Genomic DNA, 20816 nt, shown 5'->3' on the forward strand with positions numbered 1-20816 from the left:
ATATCATCTCCGTTCGGGCCCCTTGCAAACATCGAGAGCCTATGAATAACCAATGTCCACGCTGGTTAAACGCAGCACTCAGGGAGCTGTCACCTCCGTGCGGTAGCCATCTCGTTTGCCAGCTATAGCAGGTGTTGGTCAAAAGGTGGCGTTATAGCTTGTTGCTTCATATATACATCTCAACCCAAAAAAACTTGTTAAGGCGAAGCACACGAAGTCCAACATACGAGATTAGGTACATCTAAATGCCTCCAAGAATCGTAAAACCGTTTGCTCAGGCACTTAATCTTGCGTATGAACGTGCCATGAGGGCTCGTGAGGCTGTCGAGCATAGGTTGGTCAGTATCCCGCAGCAGGAGCTGATAGTACGCCAATGGCGGGATAACTTGCCTAGGATGGCCGCAGAACTCTATCCACGTCACGACGTGTTGTCATATCCCGTTCAGACTCGGATGCAGCGGGATTTCGAGAAATTTGAACGCTATCAAAGTGAATTGCAGGAGCGTCTCGAACACTATGCAACCGCTTTACAAACAATCGAGCAGACAAGTAATAATATTCTCGTTGCAACAAACAGAGATTCATCCTCTGAGCCCACTGTATTATGGCCAGCTTGTCCAAGTATGTTATGTGATGATCCATGGCCCCACCATTGGCCCCCCCGGCCAGACCAACCTAGTTGTGAAACGCCGAGCGCGGCAGAATATTTTTTCAACACCGACCGACCATTGCCGCCGCGACGGCTGCCATCGCCAACGTCATTTTCAATAAACATCGCGGGTCAGGAGGTCAAGCTTTATGCGCTTTATGAAGATGGCATTAGTCCGTTCATAATTGCTCTGGAAGAGTTCCTTTATGGGACGTCATCTTCGCGTTGGCCAGCCATTATTGAAGCAACTCGATGTGGTATCCGTTGGCCACAATTGGATAGTTATCTGGACGAGTGCAAGAATCCTTGGCTTCCATTGGATTTTGTCGGTACAGAATTCGGTCTTAGAGGGACTCTATCGCGTCGTGATGAATTGGCTGATGTGATGGCTCTGATTTCTCCAGACGCTGGCAGATGGTATCTATCAGAACAACCCCGGCGGTGCCGCTTGAATGACCTTTTAAACGGCCATGACATTCTCGAGGAGCTAATGGTCATTGGCCTAGTTCGCTGGGGGCCAGATATGGCTCCTAGTGAACTATTACGCGAGTTACCGTTTCTCGAAGTTAAATCCTTGTTTGCAAGTGCAGGCTTATCACCACCGAGAGGCTATGACGCCGCAGTGGCAAGATATGATGATCTGGTTTCAATATATGGTAAAGAGAAACTCCAATGCCTGATTCGTAGTTTTGTTGATACATCAACCGTGATTGAAGTTCGGGAAATAGAGGGATGGGATCGGGAGGAGCGCCTTGGGCCTCGGGCACGTGCCAACGTATTGGTGAGCACGCTAGTTCTACTCCACGAAGGAGAGCTAGGACCACTTTGTGTAATTAACTGGAGAGGTTGATTTTTCATTTTTTATTATATTATTAAGTAAACTTAACATGTGCATAGTCAAACTAGCTATGTCGCTCATGTATAATTGAGATGTTCACCGCCGCTGTTTAATATAATTAAATTTGGAGAAAAAACTGAGAGCCACTGGCAACGCTACTACCAGCGCATAGAACGCAGTAGGAAGCAGGCCCGCTGTGTCTCCGGGAGTGTCTAATAGCTGTAATTTTAGTGCCCGTATGAAGTTATCTACTGCTTTCTACAGTGATTGGTTTCGGTGTGAACGGCGGACTTTTTTAGCATATTTTGGCGTTGGCAGTTACTTATCAGTAGCGTTATTTTTTTAAGAAGGTGGGCAGGAATGAAAAATAAGCTAAAAGAAGCTATTGAGTCCGGCGAGATACTTCGTATCAGATATTTTGGTGGAAGTTCACCCGGTTCAGAAAGAGAGATTTCGCCAGTAAGCATCTTTGATGATAATGTTCGCGCACTGTGTATAGAGACAGGAACGGTGAAAACATTCTGCATTTCCAAAATGGAGGTAGCTATCCCAGGGGAGCCTTCAAAATTATCGATAAAGCAATCATTTAACCCACCTGAGTTGATCGATATTTATGAAATTGCGAATTATCTGTCGGAATCATTGGAGGCTTTGGACTGGTTCGTACAATATACAGATACATCTCTCACCCTTCATACAACTTTCAAAAATGGTAAAATAAAAAAACTCCGGTGATCTCATTATGTTTTGAAGAGTTTGAATACATCTTTCCTGAATTAGATATAAATTCACCCGACGTTGATTGGGATGATTTCATTCCTTATATAGTTGATGGTGACTCACCCGAAGAGGCTGAAAAGGTGAAAAGAGAGCGACCTTGGGTAGTTCGTGCGAAGAACAAGAATACAGCCACCTACGGGTATTCAAAAAAAGCTATGGTTCGTTTAATGGAGTGGGCGGATGAGTTTTCACCAAGCAACAAAATATAACACTCACATGTTGTCATCCCGATCGCGGCCGGGAATCATGGTGTTTTTTATGCTCCTATTTTTGTGTGAGCAACCTCACTATTTAAAATGCAAAAATTAGATCAGAAGTGACGAATCTAGTATGTTAGAGAGGTATTTATGAAATATGCATGAATATTTTCTTTATGACAATTTACATTAATAATGATTTGCAGGTGAAAATAATGCTACAGTTTTCGGTAACGTTGGAAGAAATTAAAGACGAAGGTTTCGATATTGTTGCTGCTGCTCTATTTGACGATGTAGAGCGTAAATACACCACAGACTGGGGCGTCACGGGGCCTATAATACAAGATTTAGGAGTGTCACTAAATTATCAAGGAGCTGACAAGGGCTTAAAGTTGTTCAGTCGAAATTCTAGTGAAAGAGACTTCGATTGGATGGCAAGCTATGGTGATGCTACAGAATTTTCACACTCCCCCCTTATTGCTGCCATCAAGGCTATTGCTAGTCAACGTTCTGGCGACATATCGATACAGCTTTCGCACACTAATGTTAGTGACTACGTTATTGATGAGTGGACAATTGTCAGTCAATTACTTGAAGGTTCCAATTGTCATGAGGTGGAGGAGGATGAACGTATTAATTTTTATATTTTTAAATCGAAATCTAGTGAAAATGAAAAAAAGATGTTTCAAGATCTAATTAATCTTATTGAAAAGCTCGATGGTTTGTCTATATCAGAAAAGATAGGTCCAATTGGTCAGGTTGAAGCGGTCATTGTCGAGCATATATAAGCGATCATTAGTGTACAGAGTAGTTATCACCTGACACCGGCCTCAAACCGGTGTCTTGTGTACAGTATTTTATATTTTTGAACGCATTCCCTTCGGTATTAATATTAGATCCTTAATGAATATGTTTAGGTGGCTGTCCTCCAATCATTCGTTCCTGATATGGCTCTCTGAGTGCATTAATAGGCTTCTTGAAGCCGTTATAAATACCTCCTGCCAATCTCTGTGTTGCTTACGTTATGCTGCGAAGCAGCACAATTGTTCCCATTGTTGAACATGTTGACTTTTCGACATTTTTCTCTATAAAATGCCGAAAATATCTTGGCAAAGCCGTGAGACAACTCGACTGTTTTTACGTAACTGTTCACCCAGATGGCATTGACAGGAAAAAGTGAGACGATCATCCCTTGATCCACTGTTGCCCCTTGCCTGATCCCGCCAGCTTGGCACCATCACGTCATGAGCAAACCCATTACGCCACCACCCGGCCTGCCGCTGACCCTCGAGCAAGCCAACGAGCTGATTTACAAGCTGATGGCGCGCATCGCCGAGCTTGAAGACCGCCTCAACCAAAACAGCAATAACTCCTCCAAGCCCCCCTCCACTGATGGCTCGGGGACCCCGCCTGCGCGCAAGCGCCCCGCTTCCGGCAAGGCTCGTGGTGCCCAGCCTGGCCACAAGGGGCAGCGGCGTGAACGTCATCCTGAGGACGACCGACTGACGGCAATACCACACTATCCTGCCCGGCAGTGCGCCTGCTGTGGTGAGCAGGTGGTGTCCCATGACAAGCCCTACCGGGTTCATCAGGTGTTTGACCTGCCCGAGGTCAGCTATGTGGTGACAGAGCATCAGCTGTATCGGGGCACCTGCCGTGGGTGCGTCACCACCAGTGAAGCAGCCCTGCCCGATACGGTGAGCCACAGCCAGATGGGGGCTAATCTGCTGAGCTATATCGCTTTGCAGAGTGGTCAGTTCCACCAGAGCATCAGCAAGATACAGCAGCAGCTCAAGCAGCACTTCGGTTTGAGCTTTAGCCGAGGCGCCATCAGTGAAGCGCAAGGCCGGGTCAGCGCCATGCTCACCCCGACCCACCAAGCCATCAAACAGCAAGTGCAGTCTGCCGCCATCATCCATGCCGATGAAACCCGGCACCAGCGGGGCGGTGAGCGACGCTGGATGTGGCTGGCCCTGAGCAAGGTCGCGGTCTGCTTCATGACGGCGTTTGGCCGCGGTCAGGAGGCAGCGAAGCGGTTGCTGGGCAGTGAGCTTGATGGGGTGCTGGTGACCGACCAGTATGCGGGATACCGCTTCATCGACAGCGCCCAGCGCCAACTGTGCTGGGCGCATGTGCTGCGCAACGTGGCGGCGATTGCCGAGAGTAGCGACGCCGTCAACCAGCCTATCGGAGCCCGGCTGGTACTGCTGGCTGACACGGTGTTCAGAACCCGGCATGGCTATGAACAAGGCTGCTTAAGCCGGGAGCAGTACCAGCGAAGGTTGCAGCGATGTCGGCAAAGCTGGCGAAGGCAGCTGGAGCGGGGCAGTGTACTGTGTTCCAAGCGCTACCGTGGGCGCTGCCAGTTACTGCTCAAGGACGATGAGATGCTATGGCGTTTTATGGAAAACGACGAGATAGCGCTGACCAACAATGAAGCGGAGCGGGCGCTGCGTGGCTATGTGCTGTGGCGCAAGGGAAGCTATGGCGTCTGGTCGCATCGAGGCGAGCAGTTCAGGCAGCGTATCCTATCGTTGGTGGAGACGGCCAAGCGATTGGGCCGCTGCCCGCAGGAGTGGCTGAGGGCAGTTGTCAGGTCCTGCATCGAGAAAACCGACTACCCGTTCCCGGAGGAGTTGGTGCTGTCAACACCGTCCCGGTGAACGGTTACCATCCCCTGTGCGCGAAGCACCGATAACTGGTATCGTTGCCCCTCGGTCAACTGCTGATAGCTCATGGTGATACTGCTTTTACTTTGGCGAGCAGAAGGGTACCACCAATCAGCAGTTGGCCACCTCTCGCCATTCATCCATGAGTGTCGCACTTATTATCTGAATTCCCGGACAACCAAGAACCCACATTTGGACAAATAATAGAGACACCATGTATCTCGATGAAATAAGAGGAACGGTAGTACTGTATGGTGCAGATTTAGATAAAACGAAAAATATAATGTCAATATTTAAATCTAATGATTTATAAATCAACCTAGAACCGGGTTTTGGGATCTAGTCAGTCGGAAAATAGAAGTAAATACCCCCCGGCAAAGCCGGGGGGTATTTACTATCATGAGTATCTATTTACAAGAGTCCGACATACTTGCAGTCAGCCATTATTAAAGCGGAGTCCATCGGTGAAACCACCATTTTTTCCGTTTCCACTGAGTGCCTGACGGACATAATATCGTCTTGGATGCGATATACGACATGCCCGTTAAGTGAAAATGTGGCTGGATCATACAATACAGAGAATATGCCAAACTTATCACTATGTTGCAGGCGCCCGCATGCCACTACTGTATTTTCATCTAGGCTACGTGCTGCCTTCATCTCCAGTATTTTAAATCCCCCTGAATATCCGAACGGCCCCGCCGCGGAAGCAATGACCATTCCCCCAATCCAGCCTTTCTCTAAGTCGCTCATGTTGTGCCAAATTGTTGACTTACGGCCGGTGAACATTGTTCTGCTGTAATCTAATTTGGGAGACACAGCAGTTGTCTCTGTTGTGCTATATTTATTTAATGTAGATGCAACGGCGACAAGCCCAAACAGACCCGCCGTGATTAGTAGTTTGATAGTGAGTTCTTTATTCATTTGCGGGCCTTCTTTTAACTCATTTATAGAGCAAACGTTATGAGACGAAGAATCGGGTATTATCCAACAGCACTTTTACTACAATGAGTTTAAAAGTTGTTGAGCCTTCTGCCAGATGCACCTTGCGTAATACTGATAATTTCTCTGCGTTGGTTTTCTGACTTTTCACTAACATTCAGCACTACAGTCTGTCTTGATAAGCGTGGTGAATGCTGTAGCTTCTTATTGTATCGGGTCACCCTCTAAATTTACAGACCTGTGATGGAGCAAAGACATGTAGTATTTTACCAGTTGTTGATAGTTGTCGGCTTAAAAACAGCCAAGGGAGCGTAAAGCTGTACATCTGGTTCTAGAGGGCCTAGGCAAAGATCCATTATATTTTAAGACCTTGTGTCTAACGTCGTCAAAGATAATGAGCTGTTCGATATGAATACCGTCTGCCAGACGACTGAATATAAGTGATAAGTGAGCCCTTGTTGGATTGGACTAAGCTTACATCAAAACATAGTGATTGATGAATGTACATTGGTCTTGTTGGCAAAATCCTAGACAGACCCCGAGTGGGTCCGTCTGGCGCTACAACATAGTTAAGATTGCAACAATTTATGGGGTTGACATTTAATTAATTTTCTATATAAGAGTACGATAAGTCTCATAGCAATTAGCTGAGACAATCACGCTGCTTTTATTGCGGCAAAGCATTACGTAAGTTATTGAAATTGAAGGTTATATTTGTGCTGTGAAGTACGAGCACGAGGGTTCGAATCCCTCCCTCACCGCCATATTGAAAAGCCCGACTCAGGTCGGGCTTTTTGCATTTCTGACGTTTACGCGACCTTTCATGGGCCTGCCAGAGAAGCCCTCTCTCCATGGGCTGGCTGGCGGCACTCAGTACAAATGATATGAGTGGGCCTCGCAGCGCAACAGCTGATGAGCCTATACCCGCCCTTGGGGAATATGCCACACTGACTGCCCTTTTGATCAGGGCCGACCCTATGTCAGATCCCGTTTGCTCCCCCCTCCTGGACGGTCAGGCTCCCACGGAGCCGGCGCATTTTACCCGGATAGAGAGGGTGCTGAGCCATATCCATCAACACCTGGATGAACCGCTTTTAGTCGCCGATCTTGCCGCGCTCAGCTGCTGGTCACGCTGGCAGTTGCAGCGGGTGTTCCAGAGTGAGACGGGTCTGACGGTGGCGGCTTATGTGCGTGAACTCAAGCTCAGTCGCGCTGCCGCCGCCTTGCTGGGTGGCCGGGATCGGATCCTGGATCTGGCTCTGCGCCACGGTTACGACTCAGAGGTGAGTTTTAGCCGTGCTTTCAAGCAGCAATTTGGCTGCTCGCCGCTGGCTTATCGCAAACGTGGCTTGTGGGTCGGGCTGCGCCAGCCCATCAGTCAACTGGGGCCGCGGGGCCTGGGGGAGGGCAAGTGGCTGCAAGTGCGGGTCGAGACGAGGCCTGCCTTCCAGTTGCTGGGCGTGCGGGGGGAGATCCGCGGCCTTTTTGCCGAGCAGCCCGATTTTCAGCAGCAAGTACCCGCCATCTGGCAAAGGGTGCAGGCACTGCCGGGGGGAGAGCAGCTGAACGGCTTGCCCCTGCTCGGGGTGAGCGATCTGCGGGCCCATCAGGATGAGGCGCACCGTTTCCCTTACTGGGCGGGGATTGCGCCAAGTGAGCAGCCAGAGGAAATGCCCCTCACCTTGACGGGCGCCGAGACATTGCAGGTGCCAAGCCAGACCTACGGCGTGGTCACCCACCAGGGGCCCATCACCCTGTTGCCGCAAATCTTGAGCTGGTTTATCGAGCAGTGGTTGCCTCAATCTGGCTATCGTGGCCTGGATGGTCTGGAACTGGAAGCCTATCCCGCCAACTATCAGGGCAAGGCGCAAGATGCTTCCATGAGCTACTGGTTACCCATAGCCCCCTTGCCATAGCCCAGGGAAGCTACCCAGCTCCTGCCCCTCGCACTAGCAACCAGGGCGCCAGGCTTGGGACCCTATCTGGGGCGAGTCAGACCAAGATCTCGCCACAGGGGGCGGGCAGACCCTCTTGCCCTATATCCACTTGCTGGTTCTGGCACCTCCTTGCACCCAGCCCCATCTCTCCCCGTGCTTTCTATTTTCTCCTCTCAGCAGGTGGCGTCCTGACTGCCATCATGTTTCCGATATTCTGCCCGGTTCGATATAAAAAGCCTCGTAAGAGGCTGATTGTGGAGCCATTCCTGGTCAAGATGCCCCAAAATGTTAAGTGTGGCGAAAAATAGCTGATTAAAATGCAAATGATATTTGTTACTATTCAATCATTGGCATTCGAGGATCAGATGTACGCACTTCACCCCCCATTGACCCTGGTCGCGGCGACCCTCTCCACTCTGTTTACGGGCAGTGTCCTGGCCGCGCAAACCGATCCGGCAGCGCCTGGCACCGAGACCATGACGGTCCTTGGCGAGACCTATCGCAACACGGCGACCAAGACCAAGCTCGACCCTGTCGAAACACCGCAGGCTATTTCCGTGGTGGATAGCCAGACGTTGGAGCAACGGGGCGCCAGTTCGGTGAGCGAGGCACTGCGTTATGTGCCTGGCGTCAACACCGAACTGCGGGGGGGCTCGGTCAATCGACTGGATCTGTTCAACATTCGCGGCTTTGACAACTATCAGAATTTCTATGACGGTTTGCTGCTGCAATATAACGATTGGAACCTGCAACCGCAGATAGATCCTGTCGCCATCGAGCAGTTGGAAGTGTTCAAGGGGCCGACTTCGGTGCTTTACGGCAGCATGCCACCGGGCGGCATGGTCAACCTGATTGCCAAGCGGCCACAGCGCGAGGCCAGGCACAGCGTCAGCGTCGCGGGTGGCAGCGGGGATCTGCGCGAGGTGACCCTGGACACGACCGGCCCCATCAATGACGCCTTTGCCTACCGTCTGGTTGGTTTGGCCCGCCACAAGGATGGCCAGGCGGTGACCTCACAAGAGGAGCGCTACGTGCTGGCTCCCTCCCTCGACTGGCGGCTCGGTGAACGTACCCTGCTCAACCTCAATGTTTATTACCAGAAGGATCCGGCCGCCGGCATCTACACCACAGTGCCCGCCAAAGGGTCGGCCAAGGACAATCCCCTCGGCAAGCTGGATAGCGATGCCTTCCTCGGTGACGAGAACTGGAACCAGTACAACCGGGAGGTGGCGCTGTTTGGCTACAAGCTCAGCCACGATTTCGATGCCAACTGGCAGTTCCTGCAAAATGCCCGCTACATGGATGCGTCAGCCAAGCAGCACAATACCTATAACGCGGCCCTGGGGGCGGATGATCGCACTCTGGCGCGCAATGCCTACCTGACCAATGAGGAGTCCAAGGGATTCGTCATCGACAACCAGCTGGCTGGCAAGCTGGCGACCGGCTCCGTGCAGCACAATCTGTTGCTCGGGGTCGATTACCAATATCTGGATGCCCGGGTGCTCTATCGGGATACCCTCGACTATTCGGCGCCCAGTATCGACATTTTTAACCCGGATCACCGCCAGATTAACCCCGATAGCCTCAATTTCATCTATCAGGACCGCAAGCAGATCAAGCAGTACCAGACGGGGGTCTATCTGCAGGATCAGCTGCGCCTCGACAGGCTGGTAGCCATAGGTGGCCTGCGCTATGACAGCTACCGGATGGATACCGACAGCGACAGCCTCTACAGCGGGGCTGCCAGCCACACCTTGGCCAAGATTGACCAGGACAATCTCTCCTTCCGCCTGGGGGCCCTCTATGAGCTCGACTACGGTATCTCGCCCTATGTGAGTTATGCCGACAGTTTCGAGCCAGTGGCGGGCAGCGACAAGAACGGCAATGCGTTCGATCCCGCCACTGGTCATCAGTGGGAGGGGGGGATCAAGTACCTGTCCGAGGACATGAGCAAGGGCCTGACCCTGTCGGCGTTCCGGATCACCAAGAAGCATGCCCTGGTGACGGATCCGGACAACCTGTACGGCCCCAAGTTGCAAACCGGCGAGATGGTCTCCAAGGGATTGGAGTTGGAGGGGCGCATCGATATCACCAGCAACCTGGACCTGAGTGCCACCTATACCCTGCTCGACATGGTGATCAGCCGTGACACCACCAGTTTGCAAGGCAAGACCCCGGTCTGGGTGCCGGATCAGACGGCCTCTCTGTGGGCTAACTACCGACTCGGTCAAGGGCCTGCCGCCGGTCTGCGTCTGGGGACCGGTCTGCGGTACGTTGGTGAGGCCGAGATGGATGCCGCCAACACCGACAAGGTGCCCGATTATCTGTTGATGGACATGTCTGCCTCTTATGATCTGGCCCAACTGAGCCAGCGCCTGAAAGGGGTGGAGGCCTCCGTCAGTGCCAGCAACCTGTTCGATACCACCTATTACTCCTGCTACGACCAGAGCAACTGCTGGTTCGGTGCCGAGCGCAATGTGAAGGCCAGACTCAAATACGTATTCTAAGCCTGCGCCCCGGCCGGACGCCGGGGCCCTTTTATCAGGGCGCCTCGTTCCATGACATCCCATCCGCCACTGGCCCTCTCGCTGAGACGGAGCCAGGTGCCATTGCCGCAGAGGAGCGGGCAGCTGGCCTGCTTGCTCACGCCCCCCTGTTTTTGGCCGCGAGGGAGCTGATCCCCTCCCTCAAGGGCGAGTGGGTGGCGCAGGAGAGACCGCTGCTGATCGGCGCAGAGCGTGCCATGGCCCCGGCCGCGGTGGCGTTGGCGCTGCATGATCACTGGCGGCTGGCGCATCCGGAGGCGGGCCCCGCCTACTGGTTGACCCGCAGCTGGGGCATGCTCTGCTGGCAGTCCATCTACCTCGCCATGGTGGCCGTCTACCGGGTCGGTGCGGTGCCCGCATTGGACAAGCTGGGGCTGGCGTATAGCGCCGGTCTGGTATCCGGTTTCACCTTGCCGGCCTCGCCGTTGATCAGGGGGGAGCAGGTGGTGTTGATCGAGGCGGCAGGCAGGCGGTTGCGTCGCCATTGGCAGCGGCTCTTCGAGATGTTTGCCAGTGAGATGCGGTTGCGGCCCGGCTTCGTGCGCCCGCTGTTGGCGGACGATCTGCTGGCGGCGCTGGTCAGGGTGCCGGATTTCTTCACCGAGGTGAGCGTCGAGCGGGTCGCCGCCCATGCGCCGCTCTGGCTGGCGGCTTGCGGTTTGCCCGCCGAGCATCTGGCGGGGTGGCGGGAGGCGTCAGGCGTGGGGAGTGCTTCACCTGGCTATATCCGCCAGCGCTGCTGCCTGCACTACAAGCGCCGCGATGGTTCGCTGTGCGAGAACTGTCCACGGCGACAAGCGGGTCAGGCTCGCTGCGGTGACGGAGCGGAGCAGAAGAGTGAACCAGATGGTTGACGAGTGGTACGGGCCGCCCATGGGGCGGCCTTTTCTTTACGACCTGAGTCAGGCGCCCATCTTGGCGCGAATGCGTTCGAACAGGCTCTGCAGGCAGGCTTGATCCTTGTCGGCGGCGCGCACGGCACCATACATGTGGCGGCGCACACCGCTTCCCAGGGGCCGGGCCTCGAGCAGCCCCTGGCGGACAAATTCCTCGCTGGCCCAGTTGGGCAGGGCGGCGACGCCAAGCCCGGCGGCGGCCATCTGCAGCATGACGGAGGTGTTGTCCACCAGCTTGCAACGCTTGGGCTCGATCCCCGCCGGTTGCAAGAAGCGGCTGAACACATCCATGCGAGCGCGCTCCACCGGGTAGACCAGCAGCACCTCTTGTTGCAGATCGATTGGGGCTATCTGGGTCTGATGGCAGAGGGTGCTCTCCGGCGCCATCACCAGGCTGAGCTCGAAGGAGAACAGTGGTTCGAAGTGCAGATCGCCGCGGGCCAGTACATCCGAGGTGAGCAGCAAGTCGAGCTGGCCGCCGAGCAGGGCACTCAGGGTGTCGAAACCGGGCACTGACTCCACCTCCAGATCCACTCCTGGCCACTGGCGACGAAAGTCGGGCAAGAGCGGCAATAGCCACTGGATGCAGCTGTGGCAATCGAGCGCCAGGTGAAGGCGGCCCGCGTCGCCGCTGTGCAGGGCCTGCAACTGCTTCTCGGTCTGCGCCAGGGCGGGCAGCACCTGGCGGGCCAGAGCCAGCAAATGCTGCCCCGCCGCCGTCAATACCAGGGGCCGGCTTTTGCGCAAGTAAAGCTCCATGCCAAGGCGGGTCTCCAGCTCCTTGAGTTGATGGGATAGGGCAGATTGGGTGAGGTTGAGCGTGAGTGCGGCCCCCGCCAGAGAACCCTGCTCGGCCAGGGCAGACATTGTCTTCAGATGCTTGATATCAATGCTCAAATTACTGGTCGACTTGCTGGGCACACCCATGGCACCACTCCTTGCTGTATCAGTTGAAGACACGCTTTGATCACTGGGGCTGGCTCCTTTCCATATGCGTTACAGACTCCCTTGTGCATCGTTGAGGATTTCTTGAGAGCCAGTTGAAGAGGATTCAATAGCCAAGAGCACCTTATCTCGACATTCTAGATGTGTAAACATCTGGATGGCTAAATCATCCAGTTCCCCATAGGACAGAGATGAGATTAAGGAAAGACGGCCATGACACAAGCACATACCCTGGGATTCCCCCGCATCGGCGCCAAGCGTGAACTGAAATTTGCCCTCGAATCCTATTGGCGTGGTGAGACCACCCAGGCAGAACTGGTTGCCGTGGGCAAGAGCCTGCGTCAGCGTCACTGGCAAGCCCAGCGCACCGCTGGCGTCAGCCTGCTGCCGGTAGGGGATTTTGCCTGGTACGATCAGGTACTTGGCACCAGCCTGCTGGTGGATGCCATCCCCGAGCGCCACCGTGATGGCGACACCGATCTCGACACCCTGTTCCGGGTGGCCCGTGGCCGTGCGCCGACCGGCCCGTCTGCCGCCGCCGCCGAGATGACCAAGTGGTTCAACACCAACTATCACTATCTGGTGCCCGAGTTCAGCCGTGACCAGCGCTTCAAGCTGGGCTGGAGCCAACTCTTTGAAGAGGTGGAAGAGGCCAAGGCGCTGGGGCTGCCGGTCAAGGCGGTGCTGCTGGGGCCCGTCTCATATCTGTGGCTCGGCAAGGAGAAAGAGAGCGGCTTCTCGCGCCTCGAACTGCTCGACCGTCTGCTGATCGTCTATCAGGAGATCCTGGCCAAGCTGGCGGCGCAAGGGGTGGAGTGGGTGCAGATCGACGAGCCCGCCCTGGCGCTGGATCTGCCGGACGAGTGGCGCCTGGCCTATCTGAATGCCTATGAGCGTCTGAGCGGCCCCTGCAAGCTGCTGCTCACCACCTATTTCGGCTCTGTGGCCCATCAGCGCGACATCATCACCAGCCTGAAAGTCGATGGTTTGCACCTGGATCTGGTCGCCGCCCCCGAACAGCTGGAGACGCTGGTCCCGCACTTGCCGGCCCAGTGGGTCATCTCCGCCGGGGTGATCAATGGTCGCAACGTCTGGCGTGCCAACCTGGCCAAGCTGGCACCGACGCTCAATGCATTGAAAGCCAAGCTAGGCGAGCGACTCTGGGTCGCCTCATCCTGCTCCCTGCTGCACAGCCCGGTGGATCTCACCCTGGAGCATGAACTCGACCCCCAGACCCGCAGCTGGTTCGCCTTCGCCCTGCAAAAGTGCTATGAGCTGGGCCTGCTGGCCGACTACTTGAGCGACAGTGCGCTGGGTGGCGGTGACTTGACCAAGATTGCGGCCTACAGCCAACCCATCATCGATCGGGAGTCCGACAGCCGGGTTCACAAGCAAGGGGTGCAGTCTCGTCTGGCCCAGCTGACCGAATCCGAGTTCAATCGCCACAGCGCTTACGAGCAGCGGGCCCTGGCCCAGCGCAGGGATCTCAAGCTGCCCCTGTTGCCGACCACCACCATCGGCTCTTTCCCGCAGACGGCGGAAATCCGGGTGCTGCGTCAGGATTGGCGTGCCGGTCGTATCGACGACGGCGCTTACGAGGCGGGTATTCAGGCCCAGATCAAAGATGCCATCGCGCGTCAGGAGGCCATCGGGCTGGACGTGCTGGTGCACGGCGAGGCCGAGCGCAACGACATGGTGGAGTATTTCGGTGAGCTGCTGGACGGCTTTGCCATCACCCGTTTCGGCTGGGTGCAGAGCTATGGTTCGCGCTGCGTCAAGCCGCCGGTGATCACCCGGGACATCGACCGTCCGACCCCCATGACGCTGGCGTGGACCCAGTTTGCCCAGAGCCTGACCGACAAGCCGGTCAAAGGGATGCTGACCGGGCCCGTGACCATCCTCTGCTGGTCCTTCCCCCGGGAAGATGTGAGCCGCGAGCAATCTGCCCTGCAGATTGGCCTGGCCATTCGCGACGAAGTGGCGAGCCTCGAAGCCGCCGGCATCAAGATTATCCAGATTGATGAGCCAGCCATCCGCGAAGGCTTGCCCCTGCGTAAACAGGATCATCAGGCCTATCTGGACTGGGCGGTGCGGGCCTTCCGCCTGAGTGCGAGCCCGGTGGTGGACAGCACCCAGATCCACACCCACATGTGTTACAGCGATTTCAACCTCATCATAGAGGCGGTGGCGGCGCTTGATGCGGACGTGATCACCATAGAGACCAGCCGTAGCCAGATGCAGCTGCTTGAAGCGTTCGAGCGCTTCAACTACCCCAACGAAATCGGCCCGGGCGTCTATGACATCCACTCGCCGAACGTACCGAGCCAGAGCTGGATTGAGGGCTTGCTGCGCAAGGCGGCCCAGCAGATCCCGGCCGAGCGGCTCTGGGTCAACCCGGATTGCGGCCTCAAGACCCGCGGCTGGGAAGAGACGGAAGCGGCGCTCAAGGTGATGGTCGATGCCACCAAGGTGCTGCGCGCCGAGCTGGCGTAAACCGCCAGGCAGCTAGCCAAGGAGGTGTCACTGACGAATAAGGGGAGGGCGCAAGCCTTCCCCTTTTCGTTGTCAGCTGCAACGGGAGCGATTACTGGGCCATGGCGACGCTGGCATTGATGGAAGAGATGCCGGTAGAATTGCGCATTTTGAATGACCCTTATCATGCACAGGAACAAGATGCAGCTCAGCGACTTTTACCCGGTATCGACCAATACCAGCCTCAAGGAGAGCTGTTATGGCGCTCTAGGTGCGCTCATCGGTCTGTTGATGACCGAATGGCTCTGCCAATGGTGGCTTGGCGTCAGCCCCCACTGGCTCATTGCCCCCATGGGCGCCTCAGCCGTGCTGCTCTTTGCCGCCCCGGCCAGTCCGCTGGCCCAGCCCTGGTCCATCCTAGTGGGCAACAGTGTCTCGGCCTTGATGGGGGTGATCAGTGCAAGCTGGATCCCGGATCTGGCACTGGCCTCCGCCGTGGCAGTGATGCTGGCCATCGCCGCCATGTTCATGACCCGCAGCCTGCACCCGCCAGGGGGGGCCGTGGCTCTGACCGCCGTGATAGGTGGCGAGAGCATCACCCAGCTTGGCTTCTGGTATGTGTTGCTGCCGGTGTTCATCAACTCCCTGCTCCTCCTGGCCATGGGCCTCCTCTACAACCGGGCGCTCGGTCGCCGTTATCCCAATGGTGGCAAGGCGGCCCCCAACCGTCACCAGACGCGGATCCCGAGCCGAGCAAGCGCATCGCAACCCATGCCACCGACATCGATTTTGCCCTGGAAAAGCACGGCGAGCTGCTCGACATCAGCCGTCAGGATCTGCAGGCACTGCTGCAAGAGGCGCAACTGCATGCGCTGCGCGAGCGGGTCGGGACAGTACTCTGTCAGGATGTGATGTCGCGGGATCTGATCGTCGTTGCGCCAGAGGAGTCGGCCATGGTGGCCTGGCATCGACTCTCCCAGCATCAAATCAAGGCGTTGCCTGTGGTCGATGATGCGCAGCGGCTGGTCGGCATCCTGACCCTGCACGATCTGATGATCGACAGGCAGCGCCAGCTACCGAGGGAGGCTGCCAGCCTCGAACAGAAGCGGGTAGCGGATCTGATGACCCGCGAGGTGCGTACGGCGCGCCGTTATCAGCCGCTCTACGATCTGGTGGAGTCCTTCTCCGATGGTGGTCTGCACCATATGCCGGTGGTGGAGGGGGAGCAACTGGTCGGTATCTTGACTCAGTCGGATATGGTGGCGGCCCTGTTCAATCTGGCACTGCGCCCGGTTGCGGACAAGGCAGAGTAAAGACGAAGGCCGGCGCAACCAGGGGGAGGCCGCTTGGAGAGGCGTTACAGCGAGGCCGTGGTGCCTCGCCCTTGGTCAATCATCGCCGATCAACCTGCGGGCCAAGGCCCTGACTTGTGCTTTATCTTCCTCCAGGTTCATGGCCAGTTCACTGCGGGCCAGCGCCAACCGGCCGTGACGGCGGGCCGCGTCGGCCATGGTCTGGCTGCCGTGGGTCAATGCCAGCAAGGCTTTTTGCAGTCGCAGGGCCACCTCTAGCGTCCCCGCGCCATCCCGGGCGATGGCGGTAAAGGCATCATCGAACATATCCATGACGGCCAGTGGCGATGCGCTGATCCGCTCGCAGGGTGAGGCCTGGTGGTTGGCCTGATCTTCGCCGGAGAGCGGCTCATCCCACAGCACGAACAGGCGCACCAGCGTACCCAGTATGCCGATGGCAGTCCCTGGATCGTTGACCGCGGGGGAGAGGGCTCGCCCGGCTATCTCGGCCAGTACAATCAGGCCAAAGCGGGGATCTTCATCGAACAGTCGCTCCGATCCTACCGTGAAAGCGCTGGCGAGACGGGCCATGTCGAGCCTGGCAGGCTCAGGGCAGCCGTGGGCCAGGGCAAGCCCCTGGTCTGGCGTCACGAAAGTGCCGGGCAGCGCCAGGATCTGTATCTGGGTGTCCATCTCCTCGGCCAGGGCGTTGAGGTGCGCTATATCAATCTGCTGTACGTAGCCAATCTCGGGACTGCTTATCAGCAGGCCACCGGTGAGCCCCTCATGGACGGGATTGGCACCCAGGGTGGGGGTGAGGCGCCGCCGTTGCAGGGCGGCATTTGTCGCCTGTTCGACCCGCTTGACCGTAGTGCCAAGGCGTCCCAGACGGGCAATGCGATCCACCCAGTGGACGAACATCAGAATGACGAGAGCCAGCACGACCAGGGTGAGCAGAAACAGGGTGAAGCGACCGGCCAGGGCGAAATAGTCGTTTTTGACCCCGATCAGCGAGACCACGCTGAAGATGAAGGCACCGATAAAGGTCGACAGGGCATTTTGTGAGACGTCATCGGCGATCACCAGCGTGACGCTACGCGGAGTGGCCGCGTTGCTGGCCGAGGCGTAGGCTGCCACCATGGAGGCGACGGCAAAGGTGGCAACCCCCAGCATGCTGGCGGACATGACGGATAGCAGGGAGAGCAGTGCCTCGTTGGTGATGGTGGGCAGGTAGTCGCCAAGGTCGCTGCTATCGGCCAGGCGGGCGGCGAGGGCGCCCAGGATGGAGAGCAGGCAGATGGCGAGGGGTTTCACCCAAAGTCGCTCGCGAAGGCGGTTGACCAGGAAGCGCCAGCGCTCGCGGGAGGGGATGAACGGCATAGGCACTCCTTTTCCTAGAGGGATAACCCAGCCTATGGTGTTCTGCACCAGGTCGCAATCTCATCAGGCTTGGCCGCGCATTATACGAATAGAAAAGGAGTGGCCCTGGCCGCTCCTTTTTATATTCGTAGCGCTGATGAACTCGATAGTGATGGCGCCCTTGACGCAGCCGGGCGCTATGCCAGTCGGGGATGCAGTCATGGGCCAGAATGCAAACGCTGACGACAGGTTCGGGGTGATCCAGGCAGCAAAGATGACAAGAGGGAGTGCCAGGCACTCCCTCTTGCATGAGGCTTGTGACCATCAAAATGGCCGCTGGCCGGGGACTTAGCCATAGCGGGCCAGGGTCAGTCCTTCGTCGCTGATGGCGGGCTGGGTACCGCTGATGAGATCTGCCAGCAGTTGGCCTGAGCCCGCTGCCATGGTCCAGCCCAGGGTGCCGTGGCCGGTATTGAGCCAGAGTCCCGGTATCGGGCTCGGACCCACTAGCGGCGTACCGTCCGGTGTCATGGGGCGTAGCCCGGTCCAGAACTCGGCCTGGGCGAGATCGCCGCCCTCCGGGAAGAGATCCCTGACCACCATGGCGAGGGTGTCGTGGCGTTTGGGATTGAGTGCCAGATTGAAACCGCTGAGCTCGGCCATGCCACCGACCCGGATCCGCTCGTCGAAGCGGGTAATGGCGACTTTATAGGTTTCATCGAGCACTGTGCTGCGCGGCGCGGCCTCCGCATTGCTCATCGGCAGGGTAAGGGAGTAGCCCTTGACCGGGTAGACGGGCAAGGCGATGCCGAGCGGGCGCAGCAGGCCGGTGGAATAACTGCCCAGCGCACAGACGATGGCATCGGCCTGCCAGCGCCGCTCCCCGGCGCGAACGGCCACGGCGCGTCCGTTTTTCATCTCGATTTCATCGAGGGGGCAGTCAAACACGAACTCAACCCCCAGTTGCTGCGCTTCGGCCGCCAGGGCCTGGGTGAAGCGGAAGCAGTCGCCAGTCTCATCCCCTGGCAGGCGCAGGCCACCCACCACCTTGCCGCGCACCCGGGCCAGGGCTGGCTCAGCCTCTTCACAGCCCTGTGTATCCAGGGATTGATAGGGCACGCCATACTCTGCCAGCACGGCGATGTCGCGTTTGCTCGCCTCGAGTTGGGCCTGGCTTCGAAACAGCTGCAAGGTGCCAAGCTGACGTCCTTCGTAATCCAGATCAAGCTCGTCACGCAAGCCCTTCATGCAGTCACGGCTGTATTCCGCCAGACGGACCATACGCCCCTTGTTGGTGGCGTATGCGGCCGGGGTGCAGTTGGCAAACATCTTGAGCATCCAGCGCAACTGGAAGGGATCAGAGGTGGGACGCACCGTGAAGGGGGCATGTTTTTGCAGCAACCATTTGGCCGCCTTGAGTGGAATGCCAGGGGCGGCCCAAGGCGCCGCATAACCCGGGGAGATCTGCCCCGCGTTGCCATGGCTGGTTTCGAGGGCCACATGACTGCGCCGTTCGAGCAGGGTCACCTTGTGACCCGCCTTGGCCAGATACCAGGCGCTGGCAACCCCGATAACACCCCCACCCAGAACCACAATGTTCATTGCTACATCCTTGTTTTAACTGCGTTTGTTAATGCTAGAGCCCAGGTGCCCCAGATTGGCCCCTCTGGCAAATTGAGCCGATCTAGCCTTGATGGGTACCGGCAGGCATCACGTTAACATTGGCAGCGAAATCGGCAAATATGTCATCACAAAAATATAACATTAAGCTGCTTTTGTGTTTTTTACCAGCTAATTGAACTACATAAATAAATAATACTAACATATCGTGCTGTTGTGGTGTGTGTGAAGTCTATCCCTGTACAAAAGAGACTGATGCTGGCCATGGGGGGAGGAGTTCATGGAGCCGATTGCGTTGAGCATTCGGTCGTGGCGGAGCATAAAAAAAGCCCCGGGAGGGGCTCTTTTTGATGACGGATTGATTACTGGCCGTTGAAGGCGGTGGTGCGTGCCAGCGCACTGCGGTTACCACTCTCAAGCCAGGTTTTGATCCGCTTGGCATCGGCTACCCTGGCCCCAGTGGTATCGGCATTGAGCAGCACCACTATCATGGGCTCACGGTTGATGTTGGCCTCCATCACCAGGCAGCGGCCTGCCTCGCGTATGTAGCCGGTCTTGGAGATGAGCACCTGCCAATCGGCATCGTGGACCAGGCGGTTGGAGTTGCGGTAGTGCAGCTGGCGCTTGCCGGTGCGGACATAGTGTTGCTGGGCCGAGGTGAACTGTCTAATGAGTGGATAGGCGGAGGCCGCCGCGACCAGCTTGGCCAAGTCATGGGCAGTGGAGACGTTACGGGGATTGAGGCCCGTACTGTCCGAGAACTTGGTGTTCCACATGCCCAGCATGCGGGCCTTGGCATTCATGGCGGAGACAAAAGCGCGCTGGCCGCCCGGGTAGTAACGGGCGAGGGAAGAGGCCGCACGGTTTTCGGAAGCCATCAGTGCTATGTGCAGCATCTCGACCCGGCTCAGTCGCGAGCCGATGGCCAGACGCGAGCCGGTGCCCTTGATGCGATCTATATCGGCATTGCTCACCGTGATCATCTCGTTCAGGCGCGGATTGGCATCGAGTACCACCAGGGCTGTCATCAGCTTGGTGATGGAGGCAATGGGCATGACTCTATTGGCATTGCGCTCCGAGAGGATCTCGCCGGTTCGCGGATTGGCGACCACGAATGCGGCCGAACTCAAGGTGGGGTCACTGCGTCGTTCGAGCATGCTGGGGGCGGGGGCATTGAGAAACGGAGCGGCCAGGGCTCCCAGGCTGACGGGAAGGAGCAAGGCACCGAACAGCAAGCTGGCAAGGGGACGTATCATAGTGGTGGTCTCTACCGCGTGAAAAAACCGAAATCAACCTCTCAGTTATATGTCGGGTTCTGACGCGCCGCAATCCCCATCACCTTGAACTGATAAGATTTTATGGTGGTCAGGCAATGTGTGAGTGTCTATTGATACCCCTTCTGTTGATAAAGTCATTGGTGAGGTCTTTTTGAGGCTCTTTATGATCCTGCCTCAGATGGTGCCAACGAATGATAAACGGTGCTCCGTAGTGGCGGCTGACAGGTAGGCTGAGCTCTATATGGAGCTGCTTTTGACGGATGGATGGCTACTCGGGCAAGGGGCGAGGCTCAGCGATCCCCCCATGGTTGGTGCTCCCCTTTTTGGGCGAAAGGGCAAGGTTTGGTGCACTTGAAGGAGGGGCGAACCCTTGGGTCGCCCCTCTTGCATTGCGCTA

Annotated in this window: 14 protein-coding genes and 1 pseudogene; 10 read left to right on the forward strand and 5 right to left on the reverse strand. The window is 56.6% G+C overall.

Features of this window, described 5'->3' with window-relative positions; genetic code table 11:
• Positions 1–395: 395 nt before the first annotated feature.
• The 5 genes from G113_RS20390 (at position 396) to G113_RS03460 (ending at position 5127) form a co-directional block, all read left to right on the forward strand.
• Complete coding sequence (locus G113_RS20390) at positions 396–1499, forward strand: hypothetical protein (protein ID WP_201764982.1); 1104 nt, start codon at positions 396–398, stop codon at positions 1497–1499.
• Between the two features lie 348 nt (positions 1500–1847).
• Positions 1848–2222, forward strand: coding sequence for a WYL domain-containing protein (locus G113_RS20930; protein WP_005893580.1), 375 nt, complete (start codon positions 1848–1850; stop codon positions 2220–2222).
• Complete coding sequence (locus tag G113_RS20935; protein WP_152435939.1) at positions 2219–2476, forward strand: hypothetical protein; 258 nt, start codon at positions 2219–2221, stop codon at positions 2474–2476. Before G113_RS20930 ends, G113_RS20935 begins: the two co-directional genes overlap by 4 nt.
• A gap of 149 nt (positions 2477–2625) precedes the next feature.
• Entirely contained in the window at positions 2626–3252 is a 627-nt protein-coding gene (locus tag G113_RS03455) for a hypothetical protein (protein ID WP_005893581.1), read from the forward strand.
• 456 nt (positions 3253–3708) lie between these two features.
• Complete coding sequence (locus G113_RS03460) at positions 3709–5127, forward strand: IS66-like element ISAs21 family transposase (RefSeq protein WP_004576012.1); 1419 nt, start codon at positions 3709–3711, stop codon at positions 5125–5127.
• 417 nt (positions 5128–5544) lie between these two features.
• On the opposite strand, the gene G113_RS03465 is transcribed toward G113_RS03460, so the two are convergent.
• Positions 5545–6057: a hypothetical protein gene (locus G113_RS03465; RefSeq protein WP_005893583.1), complete on the reverse strand. Its 513-nt coding sequence runs from the start codon at positions 6055–6057 to the stop codon at positions 5545–5547.
• A gap of 995 nt (positions 6058–7052) precedes the next feature.
• On the opposite strand from G113_RS03465, the gene G113_RS03470 reads away from it, so the two are divergent.
• From G113_RS03470 to G113_RS03480, 3 genes are all read left to right on the forward strand, one after another.
• Positions 7053–7991: an AraC family transcriptional regulator gene (locus G113_RS03470; RefSeq protein ID WP_040318867.1), complete on the forward strand. Its 939-nt coding sequence runs from the start codon at positions 7053–7055 to the stop codon at positions 7989–7991.
• A 386-nt stretch (positions 7992–8377) separates the two neighbouring features.
• Positions 8378–10519 carry a TonB-dependent siderophore receptor gene (locus G113_RS03475; RefSeq protein WP_005893588.1) on the forward strand — a complete coding sequence of 714 codons (2142 nt, stop codon included), beginning with the start codon at positions 8378–8380 and terminating at the stop codon, positions 10517–10519.
• A 101-nt stretch (positions 10520–10620) separates the two neighbouring features.
• Positions 10621–11412, forward strand: coding sequence for a siderophore ferric iron reductase (locus G113_RS03480; RefSeq protein WP_051106559.1), 792 nt, complete (start codon positions 10621–10623; stop codon positions 11410–11412).
• Between the two features lie 48 nt (positions 11413–11460).
• Here G113_RS03480 and G113_RS03485 read toward each other — a convergent pair whose 3' ends face one another.
• On the reverse strand, positions 11461–12381 hold the full coding sequence (locus tag G113_RS03485; protein WP_005893590.1) for a LysR substrate-binding domain-containing protein: 921 nt from the start codon (positions 12379–12381) through the stop codon (positions 11461–11463).
• Positions 12382–12612: 231 nt separating this feature from the next.
• On the opposite strand from G113_RS03485, the gene metE reads away from it, so the two are divergent.
• The gene (metE, locus tag G113_RS03490; RefSeq protein WP_005893591.1) at positions 12613–14892 is read left to right on the forward strand and encodes a 5-methyltetrahydropteroyltriglutamate--homocysteine S-methyltransferase; all 2280 of its coding nucleotides are present in this window, start codon (positions 12613–12615) and stop codon (positions 14890–14892) included.
• 180 nt (positions 14893–15072) lie between these two features.
• Positions 15073–16184 (forward strand): annotated as a pseudogene (locus tag G113_RS22035) (HPP family protein).
• Positions 16185–16259: 75 nt separating this feature from the next.
• Here G113_RS22035 and G113_RS03500 read toward each other — a convergent pair.
• From G113_RS03500 to G113_RS03515, 3 genes are all read right to left on the reverse strand, one after another.
• Positions 16260–17543: a DUF2254 domain-containing protein gene (locus G113_RS03500; protein WP_005893596.1), complete on the reverse strand. Its 1284-nt coding sequence runs from the start codon at positions 17541–17543 to the stop codon at positions 16260–16262.
• Between the two features lie 327 nt (positions 17544–17870).
• Positions 17871–19124, reverse strand: a complete 1254-nt coding sequence (locus G113_RS03510) for a D-amino acid dehydrogenase (RefSeq protein ID WP_005893600.1) — start codon at positions 19122–19124, stop codon at positions 17871–17873.
• Between the two features lie 380 nt (positions 19125–19504).
• On the reverse strand, positions 19505–20398 hold the full coding sequence (locus G113_RS03515; RefSeq protein ID WP_005893601.1) for a serine hydrolase: 894 nt from the start codon (positions 20396–20398) through the stop codon (positions 19505–19507).
• Positions 20399–20816 lie beyond the last annotated feature (418 nt).

Source organism: Aeromonas molluscorum 848, assembly GCF_000388115.1.
GTDB lineage: Bacteria > Pseudomonadota > Gammaproteobacteria > Enterobacterales > Aeromonadaceae > Aeromonas > Aeromonas molluscorum.

Excerpts from the sequence above, each read along its gene's own strand:
- G113_RS20390 (WP_201764982.1), top strand. The coding sequence starts at position 396 with ATGGCCGCAGAACTCTATCCACGTCACGACGTGTTGTCATATCCCGTT.
- G113_RS20930 (WP_005893580.1), top strand. The coding sequence starts at position 1,848 with ATGAAAAATAAGCTAAAAGAAGCTATTGAGTCCGGCGAGATACTTCGT.
- G113_RS03455 (WP_005893581.1), top strand. The coding sequence starts at position 2,626 with ATGAATATTTTCTTTATGACAATTTACATTAATAATGATTTGCAGGTG.
- G113_RS03460 (WP_004576012.1), top strand. The coding sequence starts at position 3,709 with ATGAGCAAACCCATTACGCCACCACCCGGCCTGCCGCTGACCCTCGAG.
- G113_RS03465 (WP_005893583.1), bottom strand. The coding sequence starts at position 6,057 with ATGAATAAAGAACTCACTATCAAACTACTAATCACGGCGGGTCTGTTT.
- G113_RS03470 (WP_040318867.1), top strand. The coding sequence starts at position 7,053 with ATGTCAGATCCCGTTTGCTCCCCCCTCCTGGACGGTCAGGCTCCCACG.
- G113_RS03475 (WP_005893588.1), top strand. The coding sequence starts at position 8,378 with ATGTACGCACTTCACCCCCCATTGACCCTGGTCGCGGCGACCCTCTCC.
- G113_RS03485 (WP_005893590.1), bottom strand. The coding sequence starts at position 12,381 with ATGGGTGTGCCCAGCAAGTCGACCAGTAATTTGAGCATTGATATCAAG.
- metE (WP_005893591.1), top strand. The coding sequence starts at position 12,613 with ATGACACAAGCACATACCCTGGGATTCCCCCGCATCGGCGCCAAGCGT.
- G113_RS03500 (WP_005893596.1), bottom strand. The coding sequence starts at position 17,543 with ATGCCGTTCATCCCCTCCCGCGAGCGCTGGCGCTTCCTGGTCAACCGC.
- G113_RS03510 (WP_005893600.1), bottom strand. The coding sequence starts at position 19,124 with ATGAACATTGTGGTTCTGGGTGGGGGTGTTATCGGGGTTGCCAGCGCC.
- G113_RS03515 (WP_005893601.1), bottom strand. The coding sequence starts at position 20,398 with ATGATACGTCCCCTTGCCAGCTTGCTGTTCGGTGCCTTGCTCCTTCCC.